Source organism: Streptomyces sp. NPDC107500, assembly GCF_055582785.1.
Genome location: NZ_JBVJPF010000005.1, coordinates 653557 through 671891, shown reverse-complemented (window position 1 = coordinate 671891; position 18335 = coordinate 653557). Strand labels below are relative to the sequence as shown.

At 72.9% G+C, this 18335-nt stretch carries 16 protein-coding genes; 9 read left to right on the top strand and 7 right to left on the bottom strand.

The window, feature by feature from the left end; genetic code table 11:
* Positions 1–5: 5 nt before the first annotated feature.
* Together ACZ67M_RS23440 and ACZ67M_RS23435 are read right to left on the bottom strand one after the other, a co-directional pair.
* Positions 6–680: a response regulator gene (locus ACZ67M_RS23440; protein ID WP_469852568.1), complete on the bottom strand. Its 675-nt coding sequence runs from the start codon at positions 678–680 to the stop codon at positions 6–8.
* On the bottom strand, positions 677–2368 hold the full coding sequence (locus tag ACZ67M_RS23435; RefSeq protein ID WP_469852566.1) for a sensor histidine kinase: 1692 nt from the start codon (positions 2366–2368) through the stop codon (positions 677–679). The genes ACZ67M_RS23440 and ACZ67M_RS23435 overlap by 4 nt, the downstream gene beginning before the upstream one ends.
* 118 nt (positions 2369–2486) lie before the next feature.
* Between ACZ67M_RS23435 and ACZ67M_RS23430 the strand changes: the two genes are divergently transcribed.
* The 5 genes from ACZ67M_RS23430 (at position 2487) to cseC (ending at position 7286) form a co-directional block, all read left to right on the top strand.
* Positions 2487–3416 (top strand): HhH-GPD family protein, encoded by a 930-nt coding sequence (locus ACZ67M_RS23430; RefSeq protein ID WP_355829221.1) that lies wholly within the window; start codon positions 2487–2489, stop codon positions 3414–3416.
* A 309-nt stretch (positions 3417–3725) separates the two neighbouring features.
* Positions 3726–4265, top strand: coding sequence for a SigE family RNA polymerase sigma factor (locus ACZ67M_RS23425; protein ID WP_100048447.1), 540 nt, complete (start codon positions 3726–3728; stop codon positions 4263–4265).
* Positions 4253–4918, top strand: coding sequence for a hypothetical protein (locus ACZ67M_RS23420; RefSeq protein WP_385803365.1), 666 nt, complete (start codon positions 4253–4255; stop codon positions 4916–4918). Before ACZ67M_RS23425 ends, ACZ67M_RS23420 begins: the two co-directional genes overlap by 13 nt.
* Before the next feature lie 152 nt (positions 4919–5070).
* Complete coding sequence (gene cseB, locus ACZ67M_RS23415) at positions 5071–5775, top strand: two-component system response regulator CseB (RefSeq protein ID WP_361361983.1); 705 nt, start codon at positions 5071–5073, stop codon at positions 5773–5775.
* Positions 5664–7286, top strand: coding sequence for a two-component system sensor histidine kinase CseC (gene cseC, locus ACZ67M_RS23410; protein ID WP_469852596.1), 1623 nt, complete (start codon positions 5664–5666; stop codon positions 7284–7286). Before cseB ends, cseC begins: the two co-directional genes overlap by 112 nt.
* On the opposite strand, the gene ACZ67M_RS23405 is transcribed toward cseC, so the two are convergent.
* The 4 genes from ACZ67M_RS23405 to ACZ67M_RS23390 all read right to left on the bottom strand — a co-directional run bounded on the left by ACZ67M_RS23405 (position 7283) and on the right by ACZ67M_RS23390 (position 10452).
* Complete coding sequence (locus ACZ67M_RS23405) at positions 7283–7729, bottom strand: VOC family protein (protein WP_392100346.1); 447 nt, start codon at positions 7727–7729, stop codon at positions 7283–7285. The two genes, cseC and ACZ67M_RS23405, sit on opposite strands and share 4 nt — an antisense overlap.
* Positions 7730–7791: 62 nt before the next feature.
* Complete coding sequence (locus ACZ67M_RS23400; protein WP_361361979.1) at positions 7792–8202, bottom strand: helix-turn-helix transcriptional regulator; 411 nt, start codon at positions 8200–8202, stop codon at positions 7792–7794.
* 63 nt (positions 8203–8265) lie between these two features.
* Positions 8266–8664: a YunG family protein gene (locus tag ACZ67M_RS23395; RefSeq protein WP_361361977.1), complete on the bottom strand. Its 399-nt coding sequence runs from the start codon at positions 8662–8664 to the stop codon at positions 8266–8268.
* A gap of 189 nt (positions 8665–8853) precedes the next feature.
* A complete protein-coding gene (locus tag ACZ67M_RS23390; protein WP_385803366.1) occupies positions 8854–10452 on the bottom strand; it encodes an MDR family MFS transporter in 1599 nt (532 codons plus the stop codon).
* Positions 10453–10632: 180 nt separating this feature from the next.
* On the opposite strand from ACZ67M_RS23390, the gene ACZ67M_RS23385 reads away from it, so the two are divergent.
* Positions 10633–11220 carry a TetR/AcrR family transcriptional regulator gene (locus tag ACZ67M_RS23385; RefSeq protein WP_382806116.1) on the top strand — a complete coding sequence of 196 codons (588 nt, stop codon included), beginning with the start codon at positions 10633–10635 and terminating at the stop codon, positions 11218–11220.
* 42 nt (positions 11221–11262) lie between these two features.
* Here ACZ67M_RS23385 and ACZ67M_RS23380 read toward each other — a convergent pair whose 3' ends face one another.
* On the bottom strand, positions 11263–11940 hold the full coding sequence (locus tag ACZ67M_RS23380; RefSeq protein WP_385803368.1) for a M23 family metallopeptidase: 678 nt from the start codon (positions 11938–11940) through the stop codon (positions 11263–11265).
* 400 nt (positions 11941–12340) lie between these two features.
* Between ACZ67M_RS23380 and ACZ67M_RS23375 the strand changes: the two genes are divergently transcribed.
* From ACZ67M_RS23375 to ACZ67M_RS23365, 3 genes are all read left to right on the top strand, one after another.
* Positions 12341–14932, top strand: a complete 2592-nt coding sequence (locus ACZ67M_RS23375) for an NACHT domain-containing protein (RefSeq protein ID WP_469852563.1) — start codon at positions 12341–12343, stop codon at positions 14930–14932.
* 9 nt (positions 14933–14941) lie between these two features.
* On the top strand, positions 14942–17500 hold the full coding sequence (locus ACZ67M_RS23370; RefSeq protein ID WP_469852561.1) for an NACHT domain-containing protein: 2559 nt from the start codon (positions 14942–14944) through the stop codon (positions 17498–17500).
* A gap of 133 nt (positions 17501–17633) precedes the next feature.
* A complete protein-coding gene (locus ACZ67M_RS23365; RefSeq protein ID WP_392237549.1) occupies positions 17634–18302 on the top strand; it encodes an HAD family acid phosphatase in 669 nt (222 codons plus the stop codon).
* The last annotated feature ends 33 nt before the right edge of the window (positions 18303–18335 follow it).

Sequence of the window (18335 nt, the reverse complement as noted above, 5' to 3'; positions counted from 1 at the left end):
CGGGCCTATGCGCCGTCCGCCTCAACCAGCCCCGCCTCGTAGGCCACGATCGCGGCCCGGACCCGGTTGCGTACCTCCAGCCGGTCCAGGACCGCGCTCACGTACGCCTTCACCGTGCCCTCGACGAGATGCAGCCGGGCGGCGATCTCCGGGTTGGACAGGCCGGCGCCGACGAGGCCGAGGACCTCGCGTTCCCGGGGGCTGAGCCGGGCCACGCGGGCGCGGGCGTGCTCCTCGCGGGCGAGACGGCCGCTGCCACCGCCGCGGCCGAGGTCCTCCACGACGTACCGGGCGACCTTCGGGGAGAGGAAGGCGGCGCCCTGCGCCACGGCCCGTACGCCGGCCATCAGTTCGTACGGGTCGCCGGACTTGAGCAGGAAGCCGGTGGCGCCGGCGGCCAGGGCGCGGGCCACGTAGGTCTGTTCGGAGAACGTGGTCAGCATGGCGACGGCGGTGCCGGGGGTGGTGCGTACGATCTCCTCCGCCGCCGTGAGGCCGTCCAGGCGGGGCATGCGGATGTCCAGCAGGGCCACGTCGGGGCGGTGCGCGCGGGCCAGTTCGACCGCCTCGCGGCCGTCGCCCGCCTCCGCGACGACCTCGCTCTCGCCGCCGCTCGCCAGGATGGCGCTCACGCCCGCGCGGACCATCGCCTCGTCGTCGGCCAGCAGGACCCGGATCACCGTGCGGACTCCTCTTGTCGGTGCGTGTCGGCGCGTTCGCTGTCGGCTCCGGGGACGACGTCCTTCGTGAGGAGTCGCCGCCGGTCGTCGAAGCAGAGCCGGAAGTGGTCGATGGAGACGAGGAGTTCGCCGCCGGCCCGGTAGTAGCGGCAGTCGGCGTCCGGCGGCGGCGCGGGGGCGCGGTCGGTGGGCGGGTCGTGTGCCTCGCGGTCCGGCAGTACGGGCGCGATCTCGTCGTAGGCGGTTCCCGGGCGCAACTGCGCGTAGGCGCTCGGGGTGAGGACCGAGCGGGTCTCGGTGTAGGCGTACCAGGCGAAGGCCGCGCCGACCAGGACCAGGCCGGCACCGGCGGCGGCGCCCAGGCCCAGGGCGACGCGGCGGCGGGCGCGGGCGAAGGGGGCCGTGGGTGAGGGGGCGGGGGTGGGGGCGAGGGCCGGTCCGGCGGGGACGTGGGCCCGGACGCGGAAGCCGTCACCGTGCGGGGCCGCCGTGAAGTCGCCGCCGACCGAGGCGACGGCGGCACGCAGCCCCAGCAGGCCCGAGCCGCCCGCCGAGGGGGAACCGGGGCCGGTGGCGGCGGCGTTGGTGACGGTAACCGTCGTTCCGGAGCCCTGGTCGGTGACCGCTACGACGACGGGGGCGCCGGGCGCGTGCCGGGCCGCGTTGGTCAGCGCCTCGCGCACGATCCGGTGGAGCAGCCGGTCGGCGAGGCCGCCCGGTTCGGCGGGCGGGACGGGAGTGTGCCGTGGTTCCCAGCGGACGGGGAGTCCCGACTCGGCGGCGCGGGCCACGAGTTCCTCGACGGTCTCGCCGGGTGGGGTGAGCGGCAGGGGCTCGTCGTCCTCGCGCAGGACGCCGATGATGCGGTGCAGGTGGTCGGTGGCGTCGGCGGCGGCGACCCGCAGTTCCGCCGCGGCAGCGCGGTGGCCGGTGCCGAGGCCGGGGGCGACCTGGAGGGCGGCGGCGCGCAGCGCGAGCAGGCTCAGCTCGTGGCCGAGGGAGTCGTGCATGTCCTGGGCGATCCGGGCCCGTTCGCGCAGTCTGGCCCGCTCCTCCGCGTGCCGTCGCTCGTCCTCCAGGCGGGCCGCCCGGAGCCAGCCTGCCTCGGCGAGCGCGCGGCTCTGCCGCCAGTAGCGTCCGCCCAGCCAGGGAAGGACACAGCCGAAGAGCAGGGTGCCGGTCAGGACCAGCGCCTCGGGCGCCGGGTCCACCCCGACCAGCGCGATCCGCGCGGCGCCGACGACGCCGATGCCGGTGAGGACGGCCACCGCCGGGTGCGGCCGCGGGGCGCGCAGGCCGAGCAGCAGGGCGAGGGTGGCGAGGGCGGGGCCGTAGGAGACGCTGAACAGTGCCGGGGTGTCGGCGAGGCTCAGGGCCGCCGTCAGCGCGAACGCGGCGAGCGGCAGGCGCCGGGCGAGCGCGGCGGCCACCGCAAGCACGCCCAGCCCGGCCAGCTGCTGCCAGAGGGGGCGCGGCTCGTTGAGGCCGATCCGGTCGGCGGTGACCGCGGGGAGGGCGAGGACGCACCAGAACACCGCGCCGCGACCGACGGGGGCGAGCCGTGCGGATCGCGAGCCGGGGGCGCGCGAGCCGGGCGTGAAGGGGGCGCGCGGGTGCGCGTCCGCCGGGGTGCCGGCGACTCCGGCGGTGGGTATCCCGACGTCCGAGGCCGGGCGCGTACCTTCCATGGGCCGACGCTACAAGCGGCGGGCGGGGCGGCGCCCCTGACGATCGTCAGGTGTCGTGGACGCGACGGGGTGGCGGTGCACCCGTGGGGTGGTCTCGTCGTGGCAGGATCGGAGGGTCATGACTGCGCCCACGAAGTCCTCGCACAGCGGCCCCTCCGACCCCGCCGCCTCGTCCGGCGTGCCGTTGCACGCCCCCGTCATCGACTGGTTCGCCGAGCACGCCCGCGACCTGCCGTGGCGGCGCCCGGAGGCCGGCGCGTGGGGCGTGATGGTCAGTGAGTTCATGCTCCAGCAGACGCCGGTCAGCCGCGTCCAGCCCGTCTACGAGCAGTGGCTGGCGCGCTGGCCGCGCCCCGCCGACCTCGCCGCCGAGGCGCCCGGCGAGGCGGTCCGCGCCTGGGGCCGGCTCGGCTACCCGCGCCGCGCCCTGCGGCTGCACGGTGCCGCCGCGGCCATAACGGAACGGCACGGCGGCGACGTACCGGCGGACCACGCCCAGTTGCTGGCGCTGCCCGGCATCGGCGAGTACACGGCCGCCGCGGTCGCCTCCTTCGCCTACGGCCAGCGGCACCCCGTGCTGGACACCAACGTCCGCCGGGTGTTCGCCCGCGCGGTCACCGGCGTGCAGTACCCGCCGAACGCCACCACCGCCGCCGAGCGGAAGCTGGCGCGCGCGCTGCTGCCGGAGCAGGAGACGAGGGCCGCCCGGTGGGCCGCCGCCTCCATGGAGCTGGGCGCGCTGGTCTGCACGGCGAAGAACGAGTCGTGCCAGCGCTGCCCGATCGCCGCGCAGTGCGCCTGGCGGCTGGCCGGAAAGCCCGCGCACGACGGACCGCCGCGCCGCGGCCAGACGTACGCGGGCACCGACCGGCAGGTGCGCGGCCGGCTGCTCGCGGTGCTGCGGGAGGCGTCCGGGCCGGTGCCGCAGTCGGCCCTCGACCAGGTGTGGCACGAACCGGTCCAGCGGGCCCGCGCCCTGGACGGCCTGGTCTCCGACGGTCTGGTGGAACCGCTGGCGGACGGGCTGTACCGGCTGCCGCTGAGCTGACGGACAGCTTGGTCACAGGGACGGCGGTGCCGGTGTCACGGAAACACCTGCACCGTCGGCTCCGGTCACAGCCCTGGTAACGGACAAATCACCACTTGTCTCCATCAAGTGGTCCGTCGATTTACCCGGTTCCTACTTCCGTTACACAACCGACGGACAGCCGAGTGTTCGTCGCAGGCTGCTCCGCACAGCGCCGTGACAACGCTTCCCTACCTTCGTTTCTGTGCCCGGCGGGCACGGCAGGACCAGGGACCACAGGCAGTGGGCCGGCGGTGACCACACCGGCGGAGTACGGGGATCGGAAGGCGGTTGACCATGGGCGAGGTGCTCGAGTTCGAGGAGTACGTCCGGACGCGGCAGGACGCGCTGCTGCGCAGCGCCCGGCGTCTGGTCCCGGATCCGGTCGACGCCCAGGACCTGTTGCAGACCGCGCTGGCGCGGACGTACCGCCGCTGGTCGACCATCGAGGACAAGCGGCTGGCCGACGCCTACCTGCGCCGCGTCATGATCAACACGCGGACCGAGTGGTGGCGGGCGCGGAAGCTGGAGGAGGTGCCGACCGAGCAGCTCCCCGAGTCCTGCGTGGACGACTCCACCGAGCAGCACGCGGACCGCGCCCTGCTGATGGACGTCATGAAGGTGCTCGCCCCGAAGCAGCGCAGCGTCGTGGTGCTGCGACACTGGGAGCAGATGTCCACGGAGGAGACCGCCGCCGCCCTCGGCATGTCGGCCGGCACGGTCAAGAGCACGCTGCACCGAGCGCTCGCCCGGCTCCGCGAGGAGCTGGTCGCCCGCGATCTGGACGCACGGGCGCTGGAGCGTGAGGAGCGGGAGCGTTGCGCGGCCTGACCGTCGGTCGATCACCCGGGGAGACCCGGAGGGGCACGCAGGCGACGAGTGCGGCGGTGGCCGTGTTCGTCGCCCTCGGCGTGTGTCTGTCCGGCTGCGCGGCCGGCGGCACCGGCACCCGCGACGAGGGCGCGGCCCACGCCGACGCGGTGGGCGGCGCCGCCTCCTCCTCGCCGGCCGCCTCCCCCTCGAAGGTCCCCGACCGGGTCGACGCGGTGCGGCTGGTCAAGTCGGACCCCAAGGTCTCCGAAGAGGTCAAGCACGAGCTGAAGCCGTGCGTCGCCGACGAGTACCCCGTCGACGTGTCGTACGGCGAGCTGACCGGCGGCACGGCGGAGGACGTCGTGGTCAACGTCCTGACGTGCGGTGACGCGGTGGGTGTGGGCAGTTACGTGTACCGCGAGGAGGACGGCGCGTACCAGAATGTGTTCCGCACCGAGGAGCCTCCGGTCTACGCGGAGATCGACCGCGGCGATCTGGTGGTGACCAAGCAGGTGTACGAGCGGGGCGACCCGGTGTCCAGCCCGTCCGGCGAGAACGTCATCACGTACCGCTGGGCGTCGGGCCGGTTCGCCGAGCAGTACCGCACCCACAACGACTACAGCAACGCCGCGGGCAACGCGCCGACTCCGGTCCCGGATCCGGACAGCTGACGCCGGCGGGCGTGAACCGATCGGGCCGCTCGCCGCGATGACCGGGTGAACGCGGTGCGCGGCCCGGGCGTCCGTCCCCATGGGCGTCCGTGACCGCACCCGCGTCCGGCGACCGCACCCGACCCATCACAACGAGGACTGAGAGCACCGGGATGGCAGACCAGACCCACGTCCTGTTCGTCGAGGACGACGACGTCATCCGCGAGGCCACCCAGCTCGCCCTGGAGCGGGACGGCTTCGCGGTCACCGCGATGCCCGACGGGCTGTCCGGCCTGGAGTCCTTCCGGACCGACCGGCCCGACATCGCGCTGCTCGACGTCATGGTCCCGGGGCTCGACGGGGTGAGCCTGTGCCGCCGGATCCGGGACGAGTCCACGGTGCCGGTGATCATGCTGTCGGCGCGGGCGGACTCCATCGACGTCGTCCTGGGTCTGGAGGCCGGTGCCGACGACTACGTCACCAAGCCGTTCGACGGTGCCGTGCTTGTCGCCCGGATCCGGGCGGTGCTGCGGCGCTTCGGCCACGCCGGCGGCGGGGACCGGGGGGACGCGGCGGACCACGCGGACACCGGGGGCGTGCTCACCTTCGGCGAGCTGGAGGTGGACACCGACGGGATGGAGGTGCGCCGGGCCGGACGGCCGGTGGCGCTCACCCCGACGGAGATGCGGCTGCTGCTGGAGTTCTCCTCGGCGCCGGGGACGGTGCTCTCGCGCGACAAGCTGCTGGAACGGGTCTGGGACTACGGCTGGGGCGGGGACACCCGCGTCGTCGACGTGCACGTGCAGCGGCTGCGGACCAAGATCGGCCAGGACCGGATCGAGACGGTCCGCGGCTTCGGCTACAAATTGAAGGCCTGAGGCGGGGACACAGGGATATGCGGGGGTTCTTCCGACGCCGGACCGCCTCGCCTCCGGGGCGCGCGGACGGCCGCACGGGGCCGGACAGGGGTACGAGACCGGACAGCGGTACGCGTGGTCCGGGTCCGCACGGGCCGGGTTCCAACGGCCGGGGCCCGGGCGGGCCGCGTCCGCGCGGCCTGCGCGCGCGGGGCATCCGCACCGGGCTGCGCTGGAAGCTCAGCGCGGCGATCGCGCTGGTCGGCGCGCTGGTGGCGGTCGTCCTGAGCCTGGTCGTGCACAACGCGGCCCGGGTGTCGATGCTGGACAACGCCCGTGACCTCGCGGACGACCGGATCCTGATCGCCCAGCGCAACTACGAGCTGTCGGGGCGGCAGAACTTCCCCAACGCCAAGATCGACGATCCCGAGCTGCCGGTGGAGCTGCGCCGCAGGGTGGAGGCCGGGCAGCGGGCCACGTACGTCACCGAGCGGGACGACGGGGTGACGGACATCTGGGCCGCGGTGCCGCTCAAGGACGGGCACGTGATGTCCCTGCACTCCGGTTTCACCGACCGCAGCGCGGACATCCTCACCGATCTCGACCAGGCCCTCGTCATCGGCTCCATCGCGGTGGTCCTCGGCGGCAGCGCGCTCGGCGTGCTCATCGGCCGCCAGCTCTCCCGGCGGCTGCGCGACGCGGCCGCCGCCGCCAACCAGGTCGCCAACGGGGAGCCGGACGTGCGCGTCCGGGACGCCATCGGCGGGGTCGTCCGGGACGAGACCGACGACCTCGCGAGCGCGGTGGACGCGATGGCGGACGCGTTGCAGAAGCGGCTGGAGGCCGAGCGGCGGGTCACCGCGGACATCGCGCACGAGCTGCGGACCCCGGTGACCGGGCTGCTCACCGCCGCCGAGCTGCTCCCGCCGGGCCGGCCGACCGAGCTGGTCCTGGACCGGGCGAAGGCGATGCGCACGCTCGTCGAGGACGTCCTGGAGGTGGCCCGGCTCGACGGGGCCTCGGAGCGGGCCGAACTCCAGGACCTGATGCTGGGCGACTTCGTGACCCGGCGGGTGGCGGCGAAGGACCCGGCCGTGGAGGTGCGGGTGATCCACGAGTCGGAGGTGACGACCGACCCGCGCCGCCTGGAGCGCGTGCTGTTCAACCTGCTCGCCAACGCCGCCCGGCACGGCCGCTCGCCGGTCCAGGTCAGCGTCGAGGGCCGGGTGATCCGGGTCCGCGACCACGGGCCGGGCTTCCCCGAGCACCTGCTCGCCGAGGGACCGAGCCGCTTCCGTACCGGCAGCACGGACCGGTCGGGGCGCGGGCACGGGCTCGGACTGACCATCGCGGCCGGCCAGGCCCGGGTCCTGGGCGCCCGCCTCACCTTCCGCAACGTCCGCCCCGCCGGGGCCCCCGACCACGTCCCGGCGGAGGGCGCGGTCGCGGTGCTGTGGCTGCCGGAGCACGCGCCGACGAATACGGGGAGCTACCCGATGCTGCCGGACCGGGCGACCCCCGGCGCCGGCTAGCAGGCGAAGTCCCGGTCCAGATCGAGGCCGCCCTCGCGGGGCTGGGTGAAGGAGAACCAGTTGCCGGAGTCGTCCCGGAAGAGCGCCTCGGTGCCGTACGGGCGCTCCTGGGGCTCCTGGAGGAACTCGACCCCCCGGTCCCTGAGCCTCTTGTAGTCGCCGTGGATGTCGTCGGTGGTCAGCACGCCGGCGCCGAGCGCGCCCTTGGCCACCAGCTTGCGGATCATCTCGGCGGACTCGGGGTCCATCGCCGGGCCGCTCGGGAGCATCAGCGTCAGCTCGACGTCGGGCTGGTTCGGCGAGCCGACGGTGAGCCAGCGCATGCCGCCCTCGCCCATGGTCATGTCGGTGCGGACCTCCAGGCCCAGCTTCTCGGTGTAGAACCGCTTGGCCCGCTCCTGGTCGAGGACCCAGACGGTCGAGATGGCGAGGCCCTTGATCATGGCGTTCTCCCGCTGTTTCGTGGCCGGTTTCGCTTGCTCTGCCACGGTAGGCAGCCTCGTCCTCAGCCCGCTTCTCCGGAATTGCGCCGCACCCCGCCCGCCCAGTGCATGACGTAGCAGCCCGGTATCAGGGCGGTCCCCCGGCCCACGTGCCTGGTCCGGTACTCGCTCGGGGTCAGGCCGGTCCACGCCTTGAACCGGGTGGAGAAGGTGCCCAGGCTGCTGAAGCCGACCAGGTGGCAGATCTCGGTCACGGACAGGTTGGCGGTGCGCAGCATGTCCTCGGCGCGCTCGATGCGGCGGCGGGTGAGGTACTGGCCGGGTGTCTCGCCGTACGCCTCCTTGAAGGCGCGCAGGAAGTGGTAGCGCGAGTACCCGGCGTGGGCCGCGACCGTGTCCAGGTCGAGGTCCGGGTCGGCCCAGTCGCGGTCCATGGCGTCCTTCGCCAGCCGTAGCTGCCGCAACTTGTCCATGGGCCGATGGTGGCACGGGGCACTGACATCGGCCGGGTGGCGGTCGGGCGGGGCCGTCGGCCCTCAGGCGGGTTCGGGAAGGTGGCCGAGGCGCTCGATGACGCGCTCGCGCAGCAGGAGGTACTCCTCCCAGCGGCGGGGCAGCGGGCCCGGCGGGCGCTCGACGGCACGCGCGGCGGTGACGGTCTGGCCGCGCCGGAACTGCTCGCGTGTCAGGTCCAGCTCGACGCCGTTGGGCAGCCGGTTCCACCAGTGGAAGCCGTGCCGGGTCCCGTCGAGGTGTACTTCGCCCACCATGAGTTCACCGCCGAAGACGTCGTTGACGATCAAGGCGGTGATGTCGCAGTGCCCCCAGGCCGGGTTGCCCGGCCGCCAGTCGGCCTGATCGTCGGGTGAACAGGTGTCGGCGGCCCAGCCGGCCCGCAGGGCCCTGTCGAGATCGAGCAGGTTCCAGGGAGTCACAGCGCCGTCATCCCTCCCGGTTGCGGGCTGTCTTCGTGTCCACGCCGACATCATGCCGCGGGGCACCGACACAGGGTGACGACGATCGGCCGACGGCTGTGGAGGGCCACTCGGAAACGGCGAAGACCCCCGGGGGCGGTGCCACCCGGGGGTCTTGACGCAGGGGCGCGGAGACGGGCCGCCGTGCGGTCAGACCGTCTCGGTCACCGGCGTCTTCGCGCTCGCCCCGTCCTCACCGTCGGCGGGGGCGTCGGCCGGCTGCGGGCCCGCGCCCTTCAGCGGGACCTCCTTCACGAAGACCGACGCGACCAGGGCCAGGACGGCCACCGCCGCACCCAGCAGGAACGCGCCGTGAGTGCCCGACGACACCGCGTGCTGGTAGGCGTCGCGGGCGGCCTCCGGCAGCTTGGCCAGGCTCGCCGCGTCCAGTTGCGCCGACTGCTCCGTCACCTTGGAGCCCAGCGCCCCGGCCCGCTCCGCCATCACGTCCTGGACGCGGTGGTTGAACAGGGCGCCCATGATCGCGACGCCGAATGAGGAGCCGAGGGTGCGGAAGAGGGTGGTGGACGAGGACGCGACGCCCATGTCCTTCATCTCCACGCTGTTCTGCGCCACCAGCATCGTGATCTGCATCAGGCAGCCCATGCCGAGACCGACGACGGCCATGTAGAGGCCGGAGGTGAAGCGGGTGGTGTCGGTGTCCATCAGGGAGAGCAGGTACAGGCCCACCGTCATCAGCGCGCCGCCCAGCACCGGGAAGATCTTGTAGCGGCCGGTGTTGGTGGTGACCCGCCCCGCCACCATCGACGTGACGAGCATCGCGCCCAGCATCGGCAGGAGCAGCAGCCCGGAGTTGGTCGCGGAGGCGCCCTGCACGGACTGCTGGTACAGCGGCAGGAAGAGGGTGGCGCCGAACATCACGAAGCCGACGATGAAGCCGATGATCGACATCAGCGTGAAGTTGCGGCTGCGGAAGATGTGCAGCGGCACGATCGGCTCGGCCGCCCTGGTCTGCCAGAACACGAACCCGACCAGCGCGGCGACGCCGATGCCGATCAGCTCCATGATCCGCGCGGAGGTCCAGGCGTACTCGGTGCCGCCCCAGGTGGTGACGAGCACGATGGCCGTGATGCCGATGGTCAGCAGCGCGGCGCCCAGGTAGTCGATCCGGGCCTGGCTGCGCTTCTTCGGCAGGTGCAGGACGGCGCTGACGGCCACCAGGGCGACCGCGCCGAGGGGCAGGTTGATGTAGAAGGACCAGCGCCAGCCCCAGTGGTCGGTGATGGTGCCGCCGACCAGCGGTCCGCCGATCATCGCCAGCGCCATGACGCCGGCCATCATGCCCTGGTACTTGCCGCGCTCCCGCGGCGGTATGAGGTCGCCGATGATGGCCATGACGCCGACCATCAGACCGCCGGCACCCAGGCCCTGGACGGCGCGGAAGCCGATGAGCTGGCCCATGTCCTGGGCCATGCCGCTGAGCGCGGAGCCGACCAGGAAGATCACGATCGAGGCCATGAACGAGCCCTTGCGCCCGTACATGTCGCCGAGCTTGCCCCACAGCGGCGTCGAGGCCGCGGTCGCGAGGGTGTAGGCGGTGACCACCCAGGACAGGTGCTCCAGACCGCCCAGCTCGCCCACGATCGTCGGCATCGCGGTGCCGATGATCATGTTGTCGAGCATCGCGAGCATCATCGCGATCATGAGAGCGAGCAGGACCACCCGCACGCTCTTCGGCTGCTTGCCGGCACCGGCCTCACCGGTCCCCGCCTGTGGTGTCTCCGCCATCGCTCCCACTTCCCCCAGCTACCGCTGCTCTCCGGCCCTACTTACTTGCCGACCGGCAAGTTGACTACACTCCGGGAAGGTAGTCGCGTAACTAGCCGGGCGTCAAGTAAGTTTTTGGGAAAGGGCGCGGAGCGGGCAGAGTGCGCTGAGCAGGAGGTGCGTAGGAGGATGGGCGGCACGATGAACGGCACCAGGCAGCAGCGACGCCGCGGGGACACCCGCCAGCGCATCCAGGACGTGGCACTCGGGCTCTTCGCCGAGCAGGGGTACGAGAAGACCTCGCTGCGCGAGATCGCCGAGGCCCTGGACGTGACCAAGGCCGCGCTGTACTACCACTTCAAGACCAAGGAAGAGATCCTGGTCAGCATCTTCGAGGACCTCTCGCGGCCGCTGGAGGACCTGATCGCCTGGGGGCGGGAGCAGCCGCACACGCTGGAGACCAAGCAGGAGCTCATCCGCCGCTACAGCGAGGCGCTGTCGGGTGCGGCGCCGCTGTTCCGCTTCATGCAGGAGAACCAGGCGACCGTGCGCGACCTGCGCATCGGCGAGCTGTTCAAGACCCGCATGTTCGGCCTGCGCGACATCCTCATCGACCCGGAAGCGGACCTGGTCGACCAGGTCCGCTGTGTGAGTGCGCTGTTCACGCTGCACGCCGGGATGTTCGTGCTCCGGGACCTGGAAGGCGACCCCGAGGAACAGCGCGCTGCCGTTCTCGAGGTCGCCACGGACCTGGTGACCCAGGCACACCGGGGAGCCGGGGGCTCCTGATCCGGGCCCGGGTCCCGGCCGGTCACCGTCGGACGGTCACCGTCAGACGGTCACGCCCTTGTCCCGCAGGAACGAGACCGGGTCGACGGCCGAACCGTAGTTGGCGGTCGTACGGATCTCGAAGTGCAGGTGCGGGCCGCTGGAGTTACCGGTGTTGCCGGACTTGGCGATCGACTGGCCGGTCTTCACGACCTGGCCTATCTTCACGTTCACCTTGGACAGGTGGGCGTACTGGGAGTACGTGCCGTTGCCGTGCTTGATGACGATCGCGTTGCCGTAGGCGGGGCCGTCACCGGCGCCGTTGCCGCCGGCCTTGACCACGGTGCCGCCGTGCGTGGCGACGACGTTGGTGCCGATCGGCACGGCGAAGTCCTGGCCGCTGTGCTTGTGCGCCCACATGCCGCCGTTCTGGGCGAAGCTGGCGCTGAGCTTGTACTTCTTCACCGGGTCCACCCAGGAGGCGGCCTTCTTCTTGGTGGCCGTCTTCTTGGCGGCGACCGTCTTGGCGCTCGCCTGCTCGGCCTTCGCCGCCTTGGCCTGCGCCGCGGCCTGGGCCTCGACGGCGCTCGCCGTGGTGGAGGAGGTGGAGGCCGCCGTGGTGCCGGTGGCGGCCGCGACCCCGGCTCCCAGTGCGACCGAGGCTCCGAGGCCTGCGGCCATCACCGCGGCGCGGGTGCGAAGGGTCGTACGGGAAGAACGGGACGTGACACGCGGAAACATTCGAACCTCATGGGGACGGGTACAGAGGAAAGCCCCTCCGAGCGAGACGCACAGGGCGCTCGTCGGCCGGGCTCAACCTTGGTAACCCGGCGGACCCGAACCGCACAAAGGTGTGACCTACGACGTTATTTAGTACTTGAGCGCGATACTTCACGACTCTCGACAGAGCGGCCATTCCGGACAAAACCAGCTCAGGCGCCCGGCGGCCGCCGAGCGGCCTGGACCGTTATGTCCGATTTCGTAGTTCTCGCGACTTCCACTATTCCCCGTAGTAAGGGACCAAGGGCCTGTGCGCCATGTCACCGGCGACCATGATCGAAAGACCGGTGAATGTGACCGGGGCTACTCCCGGTCCGGTTAACCCGCCCCCTGTACAAGGGCGTTCACCTAGGCTCGCAACATGGTCGACGTCACAGCACTCGGGGCACGTGTCGCGTCCAGCGCGGTCGCTCCGCTCGTCCGCAAGCTCTTCGTGCGGGACGGGCCCGGGGCGGGGCTGGTGGACCGGCCGGTGCGGATATCGGCGCTGGTGTCGTTCCGGGGCGAGAAGCGGACCGTCACCCCCGAGGACGTCGACCGGATCGCCCAGGAGCTGGTCCGCCGGGCCCGGGCGGCGGCCGGACCCGGCGAGGAACCCGTCGCGGCCGGCGAGGCCAGTGCCGTCAAGGACGCCCTGGCCCGCACCCTCGCCCGGCTCGGCGAGATCACCGTCGAGGACTACGAGGCCGTCGGGCTCGGACCGGAGCGCTTCGCGCGGGAGCTGCGCACGGGCGTGCCGCTGGCGCCGTACGGCTTGAGCGAGGGCGGCCTGCTGCTCTACGAGCGGCTGCTGCACACCGCCTCACTGCACATCCTGAACTTCCTCACCCAGCGCTCCACCTATGTGGCCCGGCAGCAGACCGTGCAGACCCGGCAGCTCGCCCGGCTCGTCCAGGGCGTCGACGTCCTGCTGGAACGGCTGCCGTCCCAGTCGGCCGAGGACGCCGGGTTCGAGGAGCGTTACGCGGATCACGTCACCGCCCGCTACGGCACCCTCACCATCTACGGGCTGGACGCCGGTACCCGGGAGTGGCCGCTGGACACGGCGTACCTGAGCCTGGAGGCGACCCGGCCGCAGGCGGGGCGGGACGGGCGCCGGGACACCGCCCACCCGACCGTGGCCGCCGAGCAGGTCCTCGCCGGCCGGGACCAGGTCTTCCTGCGCGGCGTCGCCGGCTCCGGCAAGACGACCCTGGTGCAGTGGCTCGCGGTGACCACGGCGAGCCGGGTCTACGACCACGGGCTGACCCACCTCGTCGGGCGGGTGCCGTTCGTGCTGCCGATGCGCCGGATCGTGCGGCCCGGAGCCGAGCTGCCCTTTCCCGGCGACTTCCTGCGGGCCGTCGGCTGTCCCGTCGCCGGGGAGCAGCCGCCCGGGTGGGTGGAGCGGGTCCTGCGCGCGCGGCGCGGGGTGCTGCTGGTCGACGGCATCGACGAGATCGCCGGTGAGCGCCGCGCCGCCGCCCGGCGCTGGCTGCGGGAGCTGGTGCGGGCGTTCCCCGGCAACCTGTGGCTGGTCACCTCGCGCCCCTCGGCCGTACCGGAGGAGTGGCTGGCCGCCGAGGGTTTCGGCGAGCACGTGCTGGCCCGGATGTCGCAGGACGACGTCGCCACCTTCGTACGGCGCTGGCACCGCGCGGCCGGCGCCGAGGCGGCGGTCGGCGAGGCGCTGCTGCGGTCGGTGCGGGCCACCCCGGAGCTGACCTCGCTGACCACCAACCCGCTCATGTGCGGCATGCTGTGCGCCCTCCACCGCGACCGGCGCGGCTTCCTGCCGCAGGACCGCAGGTCCCTGTACGAGGCCGCGCTGACCATGCTGCTCGAACGCCGGGACCGGGAGCGCGAGCTGCACGATCCCGACGGTATCCGGCTGGCGTACGCGATCCAGGTGCAGCTGCTCCAGAAGCTGGCCTGGTGGCTGATCCGCAACAGCCGCCTGGAGATGGACCGGGCCGAGGCGCTCCAGCTCATCGGCGGCGCGCTGCCCGCGCTCGACCTGGACGGGGCCGGTGAGGAGGAGGTCTACCGCGCCCTGCTGCTGCGCTCCGGACTGCTGCGCGAGCCCGCCGAGGGGAGGGCGGACTTCCTCCACCGCACCTTCCAGGACTACCTGGGTGCCCGCCTGGCCGTGCAGGACCTGGACTTCGACCTGCTGGTCAACCACGCGGGCGACGACGCGTGGGAGGACGTCATCCTGCTCGCCGTCGCACATGCCCGGCCCAAGGAGGCGGAGCACATGCTGCGCCGGCTGACCGAGGAGGGCACACCGCGCGGCACGCTGCTGGCGGCGGCCGGGCTGCGGTACGCGGCCGAGGTGGAACCCCGGACACGTCGGCTGGTGGAGGAGCAACTGGCCGCCCTGATCCCGCCGTCCACCTTCGAGCTGGCCGGAGAGATCGCACGCCGAGGCGGCGACCTGGTGCTCGCGCTGCTCCCGGGCCCGGAGGGCATCGACGACCTCACCGCCGCCATCGTGGTCGCCACCGCAGTGGAGGTGGGCAGCGAGGCCGCGCTGCACTTCCTGACCCGCTTCCGGGACCATCCGGGCCGCGACGTCCAGGTGATCCTGGCCGACTCCTGGCACCGCTTCGAGCGGGAGCCGTACGCCCGCGAGATCCTCGCCCACCTCCACGAGCAGTGGCCCGTCCAGGTCTCCACCCTCGACGACCTGCGCGCGCTGCGCGCGCTCGGCGGCTGGGAGCGGATCGCGGTGCGCGGCGCGTACCGGATCGAGGACCTGACCGCGCTGATCGTGCCGGAGCGCCTCACATACCTGGCGCTGGAGGCGCCGCACCCGGTCGAGGGCCTGGCCTGGCTGTCGGCCTTCCCCGCGCTGGACACCGTGCACGTGACGGCCGGCGCCGTGGACGCGGCCGTGGCCCGGGAGCTGCCGGCCGGCCTGGAGATCACCGGGAAGTTCGAGCAGCCGTCCCCCATCCACCACCAGGGGTAGCCCACATCCATGCATACCGTCGTCCACACCCCGTCCGACCTGGCCGCGCCCCTCGTCCGCAGACTCTTCCGCGACCCCGACCGGCCGCCGGTGGGGCCCGAACCGGTGCCGGCCCTCACCACCTGGCAGGGCCCCGCGGACGACGTCCACCGCGCCGCCGCCGACCTGGTGCACCTCGCCGCCCAACGGCACGCCGCGCCCACCGCCGAACTGGCCCCGGTCGTCGACGTCCTGGCCCGCACCCTGCTCGCCATCGCCCGGGTCGACGTCACCGACGCCGACGCGGTGCGGATGGGTCCGCAGGACTACGCGCGGCGGCTGCGGGGCGCGGTGCAGGGCGCGGACCGCGAACTGTCCCCGGACGCCGCCTGGTTCCACGACGCGCTGCTCGTCTCGGTCTGCCTGCACGTCCTGCACCATCTGGTGCGCCGCTCCCCCTACCTCCAGCGGCAACTGCCGGGCCGGGCCAGCCGGATCGCGCAGCTGGTCGACCTGGGGGACGCCGAGGCGGCGGCCCGGCAGCCCGAACGGTCCGAGGAGGACGCCGCGTTCGAGGCCGAGTACGCGCAGTGGGTGGCCCGGCGGCACGGCTGGCTGACCATCGTGGGCGTGGACTTCCCCAACGCGCCCGACCGTTGGCCGCTGGAGGAGACCTATCTGAGCCTGGAGGCGGAGGAACGCAGCGGCGCCGCGGGCGTCACGGGCGACGAGCAGCGCACGGTGCTGCTCGCGGACCGGGCCCTGGAGGACCACGAGCGGGTGCTGCTGCGCGGCGGCGCGGGCTCGGGCAAGACGACGCTGGTGCAGTGGCTGGCCGTGGCCGCCGCACGGCAGGGCTCCCGGGTCCCCTTCGTGCTGCCCGTACGCCGCTTCGCCCGCGAGGGGTTCCCGGCGCCGGACGACTTCCTGCACGCGGTGCGGCACCCGCTCGCCGACCGGGCGCCGGAGGGCTGGGTGGTGCGCACCCTGCTCGCCGGGCGGGCGCTGCTGCTGGTCGACGGCATCGACGAGGCGCCCGAGAAGACGCGCGGCGAACTGCGCGACCGGCTCCGGCGGCTGCTGCGCGTCTTCTCCGGCAACGGCTGCCTGGTCACCTCCCGCCCCTCCGCCGTGTCGGAGGGCTGGCTCTCGGGCGGCGGGCTGGCCGAGGAGGACTTCGTCGAGCTGTCCCTGGCGCCCATGTCGCGGGACCAGGTGACGCGGTTCGTCCGCGACTGGCACTCGGCGGCCCGGCTGGACGAGCGGGACAGGACCCCGGGCCCCCGGGAGCGCGGCACGCTCGACGAGTACGAGCAGCGGCTCCTGCACTCCGTACGGATCTACCGCGAGCTGCGCCAGCTCGCCACCAACCCCCTGATGTGCGGCCTGATATGCGCCCTGAACCGGGACCGGGCCGGCTCCCTCCCGAGCGGCCGCAAGGAGCTGTACGACGCCGCCCTGGAGATGCTGCTGCAGCGCCGCGACCCCGAACGGGACGTCCTGTACGCCGATGACGTGCGGCTCCAGCAGAGCACCCGGGAGCGGCTGCTCCAGAAGCTGGCGCACGCGATGCTGGAGGAGGACGCCTCGGAGCTGACCTCCGAGCGGGCGGTCGGCATCCTGGACGCCGCGCTGCCCGCGATGCCCGCCGCCCGCGCCCAGGGCGACGGCGCGAAGATCTTCCGGCATCTGCTGCACCGCACCGGCCTGCTGCGCGAACGCTCCGGCGAGTCGGTCGACTTCGTCCACCGCACCTTCCAGGACTATCTGGCGGCGAAGGAGATCGTGGCGCGCGGCCGGTTCCCCACGCTGGTGGACCATGCCCACCAGGCCGAGTGGGAGGAGGTCATCCGGATGTCCGCCGCGCATGCCCGCCCCGAGGAGTGCGCGCAGTTCCTGGAGCGGCTGCTCGCCCCCGCGCCGGGACTGCGCCGCCCGCAGGTCAACCACCGCAGGCTGATGGCCGCGGCCTGCCTGGAGCACGTCACCGAACTCGACCCGGCCGTCCAGCAGCTCGTCCACGACCGGACGAAGAACCTGGTCCGCCCGACCACCGAGCTGGCCGCGCGCGGTCTCGGCTGGGTCGGCCCCATCGTCCTGGAGCTGCTGCCCGACCCGGGCCAGGTCCCCGACGACCGGCAGGCGCTGCTGCTCGCGCTCACCGCGACCCGGGTCGAGGACGACGCGGCCATCGACTACCTGGTCCGCCTCCGGTCCCGTTCCGCGCTGCCGGTGCGCACCGAACTCGCGCGGGGGTGGCGGAACTTCGACACCGAGCGGTACGCCGAGGAGATCATCGCCCACCTGGACCCGGACGGCCTGTACTTCCCGGTCGCCGACACCGCCGAGCTGGCGGCGCTGCGCGCTCTCGGCGGGCGGGCGCGCGTCCAGGTGGCCGGTGTGATGCGCGCGGAGGAGCTGACGGAGGGTCTGCTGCCCGACCGGCTGACCCACCTGTGGCTCAACGCTGAGCTGCCGGACACGGACGTCTCCTGGCTCTCCCACTTCCCGCGGCTGCGGATCCTGCGGGTCAATCCGCGGCTGCCGCGGGTGCGGAACGTGCCGGACGGGGTGGAGATCACCGCGTAGTCGCAGCTCAGGACTCTGACTACTGCTCAGTAACCCAATCGTTGCCGTCCGGCCACTTGCTGGGGCAAGCATGCACGCGACAACTTTGGTGCCGTCAGGCATCCGCGCAGGCATGAGAGGAATCCAACCCCCCATGACCGAACAGACCGGACAGACCAGACAGACCCGGCGTCCCTGGAAACAGGCCGTCGGCACCGTGGCCGTCACCGCGGCCGCGCTCACCGTGGCGGTCACACCCGCCGGCGCCGCGACCCCCGAGGCACCGGCCTCCGCCGTCTCGACCGCCGCCGTGCCGGCCGCCGCCGCGGACGTCGACTACGCCACCTGGCAGCGGGACTGCCGGGCCGTGATGGACGGCGCCATGCCCTATCTCAAGGAGCGGATCGGCGACGCCAGGCCCGGCGAGAAGCAGGCGATCGTCCTCGACATCGACAACACCGCCCTGGAGACCGACTTCGGCTTCAGCTACCCGCAGCCCGCCAACCGGCCGGTCCTGGAGGCGGCCCGGTACGCCCAGGAGCGCGGCGTCGCGCTGTTCTTCGTCACCGCCCGGCCGGGCATCATCGAACTGCCCACCGAGTGGAACCTCGCGCACGCCGGCTACGACTCCTCCGGCCTGCACGTGCGCGGCTTCCTCGACCTGTTCCGGGACGTCGCCGAGTACAAGACCGAGCAGCGCGCGAAGATCGAGTCGAAGGGCTACACGATCATCGCGAACATCGGCAACAGCGCCACCGACCTGTCCGGCGGGCACGCCGAGAAGTCGTTCAAGCTGCCCGACTACGACGGCCAGTTGTCCTGACACCGGTGTCCTGACGCCGGATAGGCTCCCCTG